The sequence below is a fragment of the Enterobacter hormaechei subsp. hoffmannii genome, from assembly GCF_001729745.1.
In the GTDB taxonomy this organism is placed as follows: Bacteria; Pseudomonadota; Gammaproteobacteria; order Enterobacterales; family Enterobacteriaceae; genus Enterobacter; species Enterobacter intestinihominis.
This window is the reverse complement of the sequence record NZ_CP017186.1, coordinates 1,521,622-1,534,675: the sequence shown is the minus strand read 5'-3', so window position 1 is coordinate 1,534,675 and position 13,054 is coordinate 1,521,622. Positions and strand designations below refer to the sequence as shown.

General features: G+C 56.5%; 8 protein-coding genes. 3 read left to right on the top strand and 5 right to left on the bottom strand.

What is annotated here, in order from left to right; genetic code table 11:
• Positions 1 to 150: 150 nt before the first annotated feature.
• From serS to lrp, 5 genes are all read right to left on the bottom strand, one after another.
• Entirely contained in the window at positions 151 to 1,443 is a 1,293-nt protein-coding gene (serS, locus tag BFV65_RS07170; RefSeq protein WP_003858266.1) for a serine--tRNA ligase, read from the bottom strand.
• Positions 1,444 to 1,535: 92 nt separating this feature from the next.
• Positions 1,536 to 2,879, bottom strand: coding sequence for a replication-associated recombination protein RarA (gene rarA / locus BFV65_RS07165; RefSeq protein WP_069596404.1), 1,344 nt, complete (start codon positions 2,877 to 2,879; stop codon positions 1,536 to 1,538).
• 9 nt (positions 2,880 to 2,888) lie between these two features.
• Positions 2,889 to 3,503 (bottom strand): outer membrane lipoprotein periplasmic chaperone LolA, encoded by a 615-nt coding sequence (gene lolA / locus BFV65_RS07160; protein ID WP_022647618.1) that lies wholly within the window; start codon positions 3,501 to 3,503, stop codon positions 2,889 to 2,891.
• A gap of 127 nt (positions 3,504 to 3,630) precedes the next feature.
• On the bottom strand, positions 3,631 to 7,296 hold the full coding sequence (locus BFV65_RS07155; RefSeq protein WP_069596403.1) for a DNA translocase FtsK 4TM domain-containing protein: 3,666 nt from the start codon (positions 7,294 to 7,296) through the stop codon (positions 3,631 to 3,633).
• 135 nt (positions 7,297 to 7,431) lie between these two features.
• Positions 7,432 to 7,926: a leucine-responsive transcriptional regulator Lrp gene (gene lrp, locus BFV65_RS07150; protein ID WP_000228469.1), complete on the bottom strand. Its 495-nt coding sequence runs from the start codon at positions 7,924 to 7,926 to the stop codon at positions 7,432 to 7,434.
• A gap of 543 nt (positions 7,927 to 8,469) precedes the next feature.
• Here lrp and trxB point away from each other — a divergent pair.
• From trxB to cydC, 3 genes are all read left to right on the top strand, one after another.
• Complete coding sequence (gene trxB, locus BFV65_RS07145; RefSeq protein ID WP_022647616.1) at positions 8,470 to 9,438, top strand: thioredoxin-disulfide reductase; 969 nt, start codon at positions 8,470 to 8,472, stop codon at positions 9,436 to 9,438.
• Between the two features lie 114 nt (positions 9,439 to 9,552).
• Positions 9,553 to 11,319, top strand: a complete 1,767-nt coding sequence (gene cydD, locus BFV65_RS07140; protein ID WP_032624541.1) for a heme ABC transporter permease/ATP-binding protein CydD — start codon at positions 9,553 to 9,555, stop codon at positions 11,317 to 11,319.
• The gene (gene cydC / locus BFV65_RS07135; RefSeq protein WP_069596402.1) at positions 11,319 to 13,040 is read left to right on the top strand and encodes a heme ABC transporter ATP-binding protein/permease CydC; all 1,722 of its coding nucleotides are present in this window, start codon (positions 11,319 to 11,321) and stop codon (positions 13,038 to 13,040) included. The genes cydD and cydC overlap by 1 nt, the downstream gene beginning before the upstream one ends.
• Positions 13,041 to 13,054 lie beyond the last annotated feature (14 nt).

Here is a 13,054-nt window from a genome sequence, read left to right as displayed (position 1 = left end):
ATATATAACGAATTGCTTCGTTACAGGTGTTTTATGCTAACTTTCGTTCGGAGGAGTATTACTACTTTAGAGGGAGGGAATATTGCGTCGTATCAAATCAAAGATATAAAAAAAGCGCCCTGAGGCGCTTTTTTGTTTTGCAGCAAAATATTAGCCGATGAACTGCTGGCCTTTCATGTAAGGACGCAGCACCTCAGGGATCTCAATACGACCATCTGCCTGCTGGTAGTTCTCCAGCACGGCAACCAGCGTACGGCCAACCGCCAGACCAGAACCGTTCAGGGTATGAACCAGACGGGTCTTCTTGTCGGACTTGCTGCGGCAACGCGCCTGCATACGACGCGCCTGGAAATCCCAGACGTTAGAGCAAGAGGAGATTTCACGGTAGGTGTTTTGCGCAGGCACCCAGACTTCGAGGTCGAAGGTTTTGCAGGCGCCGAAGCCCATGTCACCGGTGCACAGCGCCATACGGCGGTATGGCAGCCCCAGCAGCTCCAGCACTTTCTCTGCGTGACCTGTCATCTCTTCCAGCGCGTCCATAGACTCTTCCGGACGAACGATCTGCACCATCTCAACTTTATCGAACTGGTGCATACGGATCAGACCGCGCGTATCACGACCGTAAGAACCGGCTTCAGAACGGAAACATGGAGAGTGCGCAGTCAGTTTGATTGGCAGATCGTCTTCGTCGATGATCTCATCACGCACGAGGTTGGTCAGCGGCACTTCCGCGGTTGGGATCAGCGCGTAGTTGCTGCTGTCAGCTTCTTCGTCCAGCGGACGGGTATGGAACAGATCGCCGGCAAATTTCGGCAGCTGGCCTGTACCGTACAGCGTATCGTGGTTAACCAGATACGGAACGTAGGTTTCGCTGTAGCCATGCTGCTCGGTGTGCAGATCCAGCATAAATTGCGCCAGCGCGCGGTGCAGGTGAGCAATCTGACCTTTCATTACCACGAAGCGAGAACCGGTCAGCTTAACCGCAGCCGCAAAGTCCAGGCCCGCGTGCATTTCGCCCAGCGTCACGTGATCGCGCACCTCGAAGTCAAACTCGCGAGGCGTACCCCAGCGTTTCACTTCAACGTTGTCGTTTTCGTCTTTGCCGACAGGGACGCTGTCGTCAGGAATGTTCGGAATCGCCAGAGCGATATCACGAATTTCAGCCTGAAGAACGTCCAGTTCAGCTTTCGCCTGATCCAGCTCTTCACCCAGTTTGTTCACTTCCAGGCGTAATGGCTCAATATCTTCCCCGCGCGCTTTCGCCTGGCCAATGGATTTCGATCGAGAATTACGCTCTGCCTGCAGATTTTCTGTTTGTACCTGCAAAACTTTACGACGCTCTTCAAGAGCGCGCAGCTTATCTACATCCAGCTTAAAGCCCCGGCGTGCCAGTTTTTCAGCGACTGCGTCTGGCTCATTACGCAGCAGATTGGGATCGAGCATGCTTATCCTGTGCTTATCGAATTAAAAGAGGAAAAAGTGACCACAGCCTGCGGCCACAGAGATATATTGCCAACATTACCGCAACGATTGAACTAACGGTAGCGTTTTATAGGGCTATTTTGATCCTGTCCGGCAAGCCAGGCGAGCTTTTCGCCAATCTTACCCTCAAGACCTCTGTTTGTGGGGTGATAATAGCGGGTTTGTGCCATCTCCTGCGGGAAATACTCCTCGCCGGCGGCGTAGGCGTTGGGTTCGTCATGGGCGTAGCGATACTCCTGCCCGTAACCCATCTCTTTCATCAATTTGGTTGGCGCATTGCGCAGATGAACCGGCACATCGTAGTCCGGACGTTCACGTGCATCCGACATCGCCGCTTTGAAGGCGGTATACACCGCGTTACTTTTCGGTGCGCAAGCCAGATAGACAATTGCCTGCGCAATGGCACGCTCGCCCTCCGCAGGCCCGACGCGGGTAAAGCAGTCCCAGGCGGAAACAGCGACCTGCATGGCGCGTGGATCGGCATTACCGACATCTTCTGACGCAATCGCCAGGCAGCGACGCGCGACATATAACGGATCGCCACCGGCGGTGATGATACGCGCATACCAGTAGAGCGCCGCATCCGGAGCGCTGCCGCGCACGGACTTGTGTAATGCAGAGATGAGGTCGTAAAAACGATCGCCTTTATTATCGAAGCGCGCGCTGCGCTCACCGGCAATTTCGGTGAGCAGTTCAGGCTTTAATACGCGCTTGCCCGCATCGTCCACTTCGGCCATATCGGCCATCATTTCGAGCGTGTTCAACGCACGACGGGCATCACCGTTAACCAGTTCGGCGATAGCAAGACGCGTCTCGTCCGGCAGAACGATATCCTGTCCGCCGTAACCACGCGCGTTGTCCTCCATCGCCTGCGTCAGAACTTTTTCGATATCTTCCGTGGTCAGCGATTTAAGCAGATACACGCGCGCCCGGGAGAGCAGCGCAGAGTTCAGTTCAAACGACGGGTTTTCCGTGGTGGCGCCGATAAAGAAAATCGTACCGTCTTCAATGTGCGGCAGAAAGGCGTCCTGCTGGCTCTTGTTGAAGCGGTGAACTTCGTCGACAAACAGAATGGTGCGACGTCCGGCATTGCGGTTTTGTCGCGCCCGCTCGATCGCCTCGCGGATCTCTTTCACCCCCGACGTGACCGCCGAGATGCGCTCAACGTCCGCGTTGGCATAGCGGGCGATCACTTCAGCGAGCGTGGTTTTTCCGGTGCCGGGTGGCCCCCAGAGGATCATGGAGTGCAGATGCCCCGCCTCAATAGCGCGCGGCAAGGGTTTCCCCGCAGCCAGCAGATGTTGCTGACCGATGTACTGCGCTAAATTTTCTGGCCGCATACGGGCGGCCAGAGGTTGAAACGCATTATCTGAAAAATCGAGCGACAGGTTGCTCACTCATGCCTCTTACTTATTGCGTTGGTCGTCCACCGTTACGCCCTGCGGCGGGGTAAAGGTGAATTTCGATGCATCAATGGCGCCGTTTTGCTGAGACTTCAACTGATAGCTGCTGCGCTGATCGTCCTGCTCAACCGCGCCGAACTGATTGATGGTACCGTTGCTGCTCACGTTAATGGTGAACTGCTTCAGATTACCGTTGCTGCCTTTTGGCGTAAGGACGAACTCATCACCGTTTTGTTTGATGTTGTACTGCTGCCAGTCGCTGGACTGGTTACGGGCAATGAGCATAAACGGCGTATTGCTGGTCGCGTCTTTTAGCCAGGTGGCGGTCGCCTGCTCAACAAACGGATTGTAGAACCACAGGGTTTTACCGTCAGACACCAGAACGCTTTCATCCGGCTGGGTCATGTGCCAGTTGAACAGATTTGGGCGTTTCACCCACAAATCTCCCTGGCCTTCCTGCACCGCGTTGCCGCTGCCGTCAGTCACTTTTTGCGTGAAGCTGGCGTGGAAACTGCTCACTTTATCCAGTCGGCTTTTAAGGTCGCTGGCTGCATCAGCCCAGACGCTGCTGGCAACAAAACTGGAGAGTAATGCACAGGCGATGGCGATTTTTTTCATTGTTATTCCTTAAAATACGTCTTCCCGATATGGGGGTTCCGTTTCTATTCTGTACCTGCCCGAAGGCAGGCGACAGAAGAATATGCTTAATTTTTGCTGATTTACCCTTCTTTGCAATCGCTGAAGATTACTCAAAAGGCGGTGGCGCCAGCACCTCACGGTTACCGTTGTGCCCCTGTTCGCTCACGATGCCCTGGGCTTCCATCTGCTCAATGATACGCGCCGCGCGGTTGTAACCGATACGGAACTGGCGCTGCACGCCGGAGATGGACGCTTTGCGTTTTTCGGTGACGAAATTAACCGCCTGGTCGAATAACGGATCCAGCTCTTCGCCGCCGTCAAAACCACCGCCGCCACCTTCGTTTTCGCTGTCAGAGGTGATGCCGTCAACATATTGCGGTCGCCCGCGCGCTTTCCAGTCTTGCACAACCGCGTGCACTTCCTGGTCGCGAACAAACGCACCGTGAACACGCACCGGCGAGGTGGAGTTCGGCCCGGAATAGAGCATATCACCCATCCCCAGCAGCGACTCTGCTCCGCCCTGGTCAAGGATAGTACGGGAGTCAATTTTACTCGACACGGTAAACGCGATACGGGTCGGGATGTTTGCCTTAATAAGACCGGTGATTACATCCACGGACGGACGCTGCGTTGCCAGTACCAGGTGGATGCCCGCCGCACGCGCTTTCTGTGCCAGACGCGCAATCAGCTCTTCCACTTTCTTGCCAACGGTCATCATCAGGTCGGCAAATTCATCCACCAGCACCACGATGTAAGGCAGTTTTTCCAGCACCGGATGCTGGGCATCCATGCTGTCACCCGGCTTCCAGTATGGGTCCGGAATCGGACGGCCCATACGCGCCGCCTCGGCGATTTTCTCGTTATAACCGGCCAGGTTACGCACGCCCAGCGCCGACATCAGCTTGTAGCGACGCTCCATTTCATTGACGCTCCAGCGTAATGCGTTGGCGGCGTCCTTCATGTCGGTAACCACTTCCGTTAACAGATGCGGAATGCCTTCGTAGACGGACAGTTCGAGCATTTTTGGGTCGATCATGATGAAACGCACGTCTTCAGGCTGCGCTTTGTAGAGCATACTGAGGATCATGGCGTTCACACCGACCGATTTACCCGAGCCTGTTGTACCCGCAACCAGCAGGTGCGGCATCTTTGCGAGATCGGCAACCACCGGATCGCCGGCGATATCTTTACCCAACACCACGGTCAGCGGAGACGGGTTGTCGCGGAATTTGGTGTTATCCAGAACTTCACGCAGATAAACGGTCTGGCGTTTCTTGTTTGGCAGCTCAAGGCCAACGTAAGGCTTGCCTGGGATCACTTCCACCACGCGTACCGCCACGGTGGACAGAGAACGCGCCAGGTCGCGGGAGAGGTTAGAAATACGCGCCGCTTTTACGCCCGGTGCCAGGTTCAGTTCGAAACGGGTGATCACCGGGCCCGGTGAGTAGTTCACCACGTCCGCTTTAATGCGGAAGTCAGCCAGACGCGCTTCCACCAGACGGGCCATCTGCTCAAGGGCAAAGGTATCCACCGGCTCGACTTCCGCTGGCGGTGGCGTTAACAGATCCAGCGACGGCAGCGGCGTACTTGGTCGTTGCAGCGGTCGGCTGTCTCCGTTACGCATCAGCAGTGGGTGAATCAGGCTCTCCTGCGGCTGTGGTGCTGGCTGCTGGAACTGTGGCTGAGGCGGTTGAGAAGGTGTCTGCGGCTGCGCATACGCCTGCGGCGCCGGCTGTTGCGGCTGCACGTAAGCCTGTGGTGCAGGCGGCTGACGCACCGGCTCCGCTTCCGGCATTACGCTCGGCGTGAACAGCGGTTCGCTTGGGCCATCATCCACCAGATCTTTCATTGGTGAGAATTCGAAATCCGACAGCGAGAACGGGTTTGCCCCCGAAGGTTGCTCACCGGAATAACGCTGCTGCTGCGTTGCTGCAAACTGGCGCGCCAGCTCCGCTTCGGCCGCATCATCGTCGTCCTGCTGTGAAGGCACGTGATGCTGATACTCTTCGCCGTAACGCTGATTCTGCTGGGCAGCAAACTGACGCGCCAGCTCATCCTGATGCAGTTCGTCGGCATCATCTTCGTAGTCGGACTCACGGGCTTTTTCTTCCGCCATACGCTGGGAAGGCAGTTTAATGCCATAAGAGGCCAGCTCCCGGCGAGTCGGTACGCGCACGCGGTTAGGGCGCGGCAGCTGTGGACCAATGCCCTCTTTCACCTGAGGACGCGGGGCGCTGTCGGCTGCCGGGCTGAATAGCGGAGCGGACGCGGCAGCGGCTGCCGTTGCCTGCTTCACGGCTTCTGCACCCGACGCAACGGCTGGCGTAGGTTCTACAGGTGGAACGCTGACCGAAGGCGCTTTTGCAATGGGCTCCTGTACCGGCTCGGGCACGGGCTGATACCAGGCGGCAAGCTGCTCGCGCTCACGGGCGCGGCGCTCTTCCACTTCTTCAAAATAGTATAATGGCGGACGGGATGGCTTCGCTTCCTCCACCACTTCGGGTTCAGACACCGGTGCAACGTATGGCTGTTCAGGTACAGCGGGTTCGGGCGTATAAGCCTGATACGGTTGTTGCGGCACGCTGGCAGGCTCAGGCGGCTGAGACGTTTGCTGCCACTGTTCCTGCTGCACAGGAATATAACTTTCAGGCTCAGGTGCAATGGTCGGTTCAGGCGTATGGACGCCTGGCGCAGTCTGCCAGTCTACCTGCGGTTGCTGGATCGCGGACTCCGGTGCCGGAACAGGCGAGGACGGCATCACGGCTTCAACAGGCGCAACATGGGCCTGCGCAGCCGTCGTTGCGGCAGCAGCAGCGGCTACTGGTTCAGTCACGGAGTGGCCATTCAGCAGCGGATCGTATTCGTCATACTCTCCCGGCGTGGCTCGATGGCCAGAGAACAGTACGTCATCAGGGTCGACGGCCGCACCGCGATACTCAATCTGCTCGTCTTCATCCATACGTTTGCCGGAGAACAGCGCGGCATCCGTTTTACGGCCTAACGGGTTAGCAAATTTTTCAGCGACGCGCTGGCGGCGCGCCAGAGCACCGCGCAGAATACGCGCGCGGCGAGATTCACGCCGCTGTACAGGCGCCTCGTCTTCCTCTTCGTACTCATCTTCATACTCGTCTTCATCGACCCACGTATCGTCACGACGGGTACGGTTGCTGGCGAACGTCAGCAGCGTCAGAATAAAGCTGCCGATCTTCTCAGCAATGCTCACCCAGGACCAGCCGGTAAACAGCGTCAGGCCCGCCGCCCAGATACAGAGCAGCGCCAGCGTGCCGCCGCTGCTATGAAGCATCGGTTGCAGCGCGGAGCTCAACAGGCTGCCGATCACCCCGCCGGAGGCGAAGTACCAGATATCATCGGCGTTGATCGCCGCCAGCCCACAGGAGGTGAGGATCAGCGCCAGGGCGCCAATCAGGCGCAGCGAAACGGCAAAATAATCGATGTAGTCGTCGTTCTGTCGATGACGCCAGGCAAACCAGCATCCGCCAATAATGATGACGGGAAGGGTATAAGCCATCACTCCGAAAATGAAAAAGAGCGTGTCCGCAAGCCAGGCACCGGGAACGCCACCTAAGTTATGAATAGGCTCATGCCATGCGGTTTGCGACCAGCTGGGATCTGAGGGGTTGAAACTGAGTAAGGCGGCCATCAGCCAGACGGCAAAAAGGGCAATAACAATCAGTAACGCCTCGAGGAGACGACGTCCGCTGCTTAGCTTAGATAATGTGACTTCTTTGTCTTCAGTGTATTCCTGGCTCAAGAAAGGCTCTCCAGGTATCAGGCATGTCCTGCCTGTGTGCTAAAACGGACAACAGCGCCGGGTATCCCCGGCACTGTTGCTGTATGGATTAACAGGAGTGTAATCAAACTACACTGATTTTGCACCTGTTCCGTGTTAGCGCGTCTTAATAACCAGACGATTGCTCTGTTTGACCTCTTCCATCACCACATAAGTACGGGTGTCGTTCACGCCTGGCAGACGCAGCAGGGTTTCACCCAGCAGCTTACGGTAGGCGGACATATCGGGCACACGGGTTTTTAACAGGTAGTCAAAATCTCCGGAAACCAGATGACACTCTTGAATTTCTTCAAGTTTTTGTACAGCGGCGTTAAATTGCTCAAACACATCCGGCGCACCACGATTCAGAGTAATCTCAACAAATACCAGAAGTGAGGCATCCAGATAATGCGGGTTTAGCAGAGCCGTATAGCCCTGAATAAAACCCTGTCTTTCCAGTCGACGCACACGCTCAAGGCACGGCGTCGGGGAAAGTCCCACACGTTTTGAAAGCTCGACGTTGGAAATACGCCCATCCTTTTGCAATTCATTAAGAATGTTACGATCGATACGGTCGAGATCTTTGCCAGGGCGCTTCTTGCTATCTACCATTATTATTGTCTCTCTGTATTCCTTCCCTACTCCTGCCTGGACCCTGTGCACATCACTGTTCAGAGCCTGCACCCATTATTCATCACATCGCCTGGTTATGTATTAGACGCGATGTGGATTCGGGGTCTGCGGTAAGAAGACCGTTGCCCGAAAGCAGTCACAGACATCACGTATGGCGTCTGTCCACACCATGCGTAGATTTCACTGACCCGGTAAAAATGGCATTTACGTGCATGTCTATTCGGCATGCAGTTCATGCGTCTTTTTTTCTTCCTTGAATGTTTTCGCAAAAGCGCAGGGGATTGTCAAAGCAAAACATCGATTTTTAGTACAAGATGCCGGATATTCATTACGGGGGGGTATTAATCATCATTTTATTGCCTTATAAACGCGCGATTTTCAGTAGCAGACGTGATATGACCGTGTCTGATCCATAGGGCGTGACTATTGCATATATCGGAAGCAAAACTGTCGTGCTCTTTTTTTACGGCAACAAATTCCCTACAATCCAGCCCATTGCCTGCCAACAACAATGGGGATCTCATGGGCACGACCAAACACAGTAAGCTGCTAATCCTTGGTTCTGGACCTGCGGGATATACCGCAGCGGTCTATGCTGCACGCGCTAACCTGCAACCGGTACTGATTACCGGGATGGAAAAAGGCGGTCAGCTGACCACCACCACGGAAGTGGAAAACTGGCCGGGCGACCCGAACGACCTGACCGGGCCGCTGCTGATGGAGCGCATGCACGAGCATGCTGCTAAATTCGAAACCGAAATCCTGTTCGACCACATTAATAAAGTGGATTTGCAGAACCGTCCGTTCCGTCTGACCGGCGACAGCGGTGAATACACCTGCGATGCGCTGATCATCGCTACCGGTGCCTCTGCCCGTTATCTCGGTCTGCCGTCTGAAGAAGCATTCAAAGGGCGAGGCGTATCAGCCTGCGCGACCTGCGACGGTTTCTTCTATCGCAACCAGAAAGTTGCGGTGATTGGCGGCGGCAACACCGCTGTTGAAGAAGCGTTGTATCTGGCGAACATCGCCTCAGAAGTACACCTGATCCACCGTCGCGACACCTTCCGCGCCGAGAAGATCCTGATCAAACGCCTGATGGATAAAGTGGCGAGCGGCAACATTGTGCTGCATACCAACCGTACGCTGGAAGAAGTGACCGGCGATCAGATGGGTGTGGCAGGTCTGCGAATTCGTGATACGCAGAACACCGACACCGTCGAAACGCTGGAGGTGGCAGGCCTGTTTGTGGCAATCGGTCACAGCCCGAACACGGCCATTTTCGAAGGCCAACTTGAGCTGGAGAACGGCTACATCAAAGTGCAGTCTGGCATTCACGGCAATGCGACGCAGACCAGCATCCCAGGCGTCTTCGCGGCTGGCGACGTGATGGACCATATTTATCGTCAGGCGATCACCTCTGCGGGCACCGGCTGTATGGCCGCCCTGGACGCAGAACGCTATCTGGACGGACTGGCAGAACAAGGTAAATAATCTTTACAAGTCAGTAACAAACGTAAATAAAGGCGGCCACTGGTCGCCTTTATTTTTGCTCACGTGTAACATGCAGATGTCTAATTTCTTATAACGTCACCTGCAAAGTACGCAATGGAAAAAACCCGTCAACAAGAGTTAACGCGCTGGCTGAAACAGCAAAGCGTTCTGTCCCGCCGCTGGCTTATGATTTCCCGCGTTCTGGGATTTATCAGCGGTCTGTTGATTGTTGCCCAGGCATGGCTGCTGGCCCGCATTCTCAATCATATGATCATGGAGAGCATCCCGCGCGAAGCGCTGCTGCTGCCGTTTATCGTTCTGGTGCTGGTTTTCGTCCTGCGTGCGTGGGTGGTCTGGCTGCGCGAACGGGTTGGGTTCCATGCCGGCCAGCACATCCGCTATGAGATCCGCCGCAAAGTGCTCGACCGGCTTTCGGAAGCCGGGCCTGCGTGGATCCAGGGCAAACCGGCCGGTAGCTGGGCGACGCTGATCCTGGAGCAAATCGACGATATGCACGATTACTATGCGCGTTATCTTCCACAGATGGCGCTGGCAGTGTTTGTGCCTCTGATGATTGTTATCGCCATCTTCCCTGTTAACTGGGTAGCGGCTCTGATCCTGATGGGGACCGCCCCGCTCATCCCGCTGTTTATGGCGATGGTCGGCATGGGTGCGGCAGATGCTAACCGTCGCAACTTCCTTGCGCTGGGTCGGTTGAGCGGTCATTTCCTGGACCGTCTGCGCGGAATGGAAACCCTGCGGATCTTTGGTCGTGGTGAAGCGGAAACCGAAAACATTCGCCTGGCGTCGCAGGATTTTCGTCAGCGCACCATGGAAGTGTTGCGCATGGCCTTCCTTTCTTCCGGCGTGCTCGAGTTCTTTACCTCCCTGTCGATTGCGCTTGTGGCGGTTTACTTTGGCTTCTCCTACCTCGGCGCGCTGGACTTTGGCCACTACGGTACGGCGGTCACGCTTTCCGCCGGGTTCCTGGCGCTGATCCTGGCCCCGGAATTTTTCCAGCCGCTTCGCGATCTCGGCACCTTTTACCATGCCAAAGCGCAGGCGGTGGGTGCTGCCGACAGCCTGAAAACCTTTATGGAAACGCCGCTGGCGCATCCGGAGCGTGGTGAGGTGACGCTGAATACGAACGATCCGGTGACCATTGAAGCACAGGATTTTTCTGTTCTGTCGCCTGAAGGCAAAGTGCTGGCCGGCCCGCTGAACTTCACCCTGCCTGCCGGGCAACGTGTGGTGCTGGTGGGTACCAGCGGCTCAGGTAAAAGCTCATTGTTGAATGCGCTGTCAGGTTTTATGGCGTACACCGGATCGCTGCGTATCAACAAAACGGAGCTACGCGAGCTCGATCCTGATGCCTGGCGTAAACAGCTAAGCTGGGTGGGTCAAAACCCTCAGCTGCCTGCCCCGACGCTGCGCGAGAATGTGCTGCTGGCAAGGCCGGATGCACGTGACGATGAGCTGCAATCTGTCCTCGACCGCGCCTGGGTCAGCGAGTTTTTGCCGCTGCTTGCGCAGGGTGTCGATACCGTCATTGGCGATCAGTCTGCCGGGCTGTCAGTGGGCCAGGCACAGCGCGTCGCGGTTGCCCGTGCGCTGCTGAACCCCTGTTCGTTAATGCTGCTGGACGAACCCGCCGCCAGCCTGGACGCTCACAGCGAGCAGCGCGTGATGGATGCGCTTAACGCAGCCTCACGCCAGCAAACTACCCTGATGGTGACCCACCAGCTGGAAGGTATTGCCGACTGGGATCAGATCTGGGTGATGGAAAACGGACACATTGTTGAGCAAGGCGATTACGCCGCGCTTGTTGCCGCGCAGGGGCCCTTTGCGACCCTGCTGGCGAACCGTCAGGAGGATATCTGATGCGCGCCCTGCTTCCCTATCTTGCTTTGTATAAACGCCACAAATGGATGCTGACGCTCGGGATCGTACTGGCGATTATCACTCTGCTCGCCAGCATCGGCCTGCTTACGCTTTCTGGCTGGTTCCTCTCCGCGTCTGCGGCCGCAGGCTTTGCCGGGCTATACAGCTTTAACTACATGCTGCCTGCCGCCGGGGTGCGCGGCACGGCGATTACGCGAACTGCCGGGCGCTACTTCGAACGCCTGGTCAGCCACGACGCGACCTTCCGCGTGCTGCAACACCTGCGTATTTATACGTTCAGCAAATTGCTGCCCCTCTCCCCTGCCGGGCTGGCACGTTTTCGGCAGGGCGAATTACTCAACCGCGTAGTTGCGGATGTGGATACGCTGGATCACCTCTATCTGCGCGTCATCTCGCCCATGGTGGGCGCGTTTGTGGTGATTGTCGTGGTCACGCTGGGGTTGAGTTTCCTGGATGTTCCCATCGCACTGACGCTCGGCGGCATCATGCTGATGACGCTGATTATTCTGCCGCCCCTGTTTTATCGTGCAGGTAAAACCACCGGGGAAAACCTGACGCGTCTGCGCGGGGAATACCGCCAGCAGCTCACCTCCTGGTTGCAGGGTCAGGCCGAGCTCACCATTTTTGGTGCCAGCAAGCGCTACCGCACCCGTATGGAAAATACGGAACTGAACTGGCATGAAGCCCAGCGTCGCCAGTCTGAACTGACCGCGTTTTCTCAGGCGCTGATGATGTTAATCGGTGGGTTTGCCGTTATCGCCATGCTCTGGATGGCCTCCGGTGGCGTGGGCGGTAACCCGCAGCCTGGCCCGCTGATTGCGCTGTTTGTTTTCTGTGCCCTGGCAGCCTTCGAAGCCTTAGCCCCGGTCACCGGCGCCTTTCAGCATCTCGGCCAGGTGATTGCCTCTGCGCTGCGCATTACGGATATTGCAGAGCAGGAGCCGGAAGTGAAGTTCAGCGCGGGTCAAACCATCGTGCCGGAGCAGGTCGCGCTGACGCTCAGCAACGTCACCTTCGCCTACGACAAGCAGGCGCAAAACGCGCTGGAAGATATCAGCCTTTCTGTTGATGCCGGGCAGCGCATTGCGATCCTTGGCCGTACGGGATGTGGCAAATCGACGCTTCTGCAACTCCTCACGCGCGCCTGGGACCCGCAGCAGGGCGAGATTCGGTTTAACGACCTTCCGCTGTCTGATTTTAGCGAAGCGGCCTTGCGTAAAACGGTCAGCGTCGTGCCCCAGCGTGTGCACCTGTTCAGCGCTACGCTGCGCGATAATCTTCTTCTGGCGGCACCGGACGCCTCTGACGATACGCTGCGGGCGATGCTGGAACAGGTTGGGCTGCACAAGCTGCTTGAGGACGACGGGTTGAACAGCTGGCTGGGTGAAGGGGGCCGACAGCTTTCCGGCGGCGAACTGCGTCGTCTGGCCATCGCGCGCGCCTTACTGCACGATGCGCCGCTGATGTTGCTGGATGAACCGACAGAAGGTCTGGATGCGACAACCGAGAGTCAAATTCTTGATTTACTGACAAAGGTGATGAAAGGCAAAACCGTGCTGATGGTCACTCACCGCCTGCGCGGGCTGGTGAATTTCGATCGAATAATTGTGATGGACAACGGACACATAATTGAGCAAGGTAATCACGCAGAGCTGCTGGCAAAACAGGGTCGCTACTACCAGTTTAAACAGCGCCTGTAGACTATATTTGTAGC

What these genes read in the sequence shown, in the direction of transcription:
- serS (WP_003858266.1), bottom strand. Translation starts at nt 1,443, where the DNA reads ATGCTCGATCCCAATCTGCTGCGTAATGAGCCAGACGCAGTCGCTGAA.
- lolA (WP_022647618.1), bottom strand. Translation starts at nt 3,503, where the DNA reads ATGAAAAAAATCGCCATCGCCTGTGCATTACTCTCCAGTTTTGTTGCC.
- lrp (WP_000228469.1), bottom strand. Translation starts at nt 7,926, where the DNA reads ATGGTAGATAGCAAGAAGCGCCCTGGCAAAGATCTCGACCGTATCGAT.
- trxB (WP_022647616.1), top strand. Translation starts at nt 8,470, where the DNA reads ATGGGCACGACCAAACACAGTAAGCTGCTAATCCTTGGTTCTGGACCT.
- cydD (WP_032624541.1), top strand. Translation starts at nt 9,553, where the DNA reads ATGGAAAAAACCCGTCAACAAGAGTTAACGCGCTGGCTGAAACAGCAA.
- cydC (WP_069596402.1), top strand. Translation starts at nt 11,319, where the DNA reads ATGCGCGCCCTGCTTCCCTATCTTGCTTTGTATAAACGCCACAAATGG.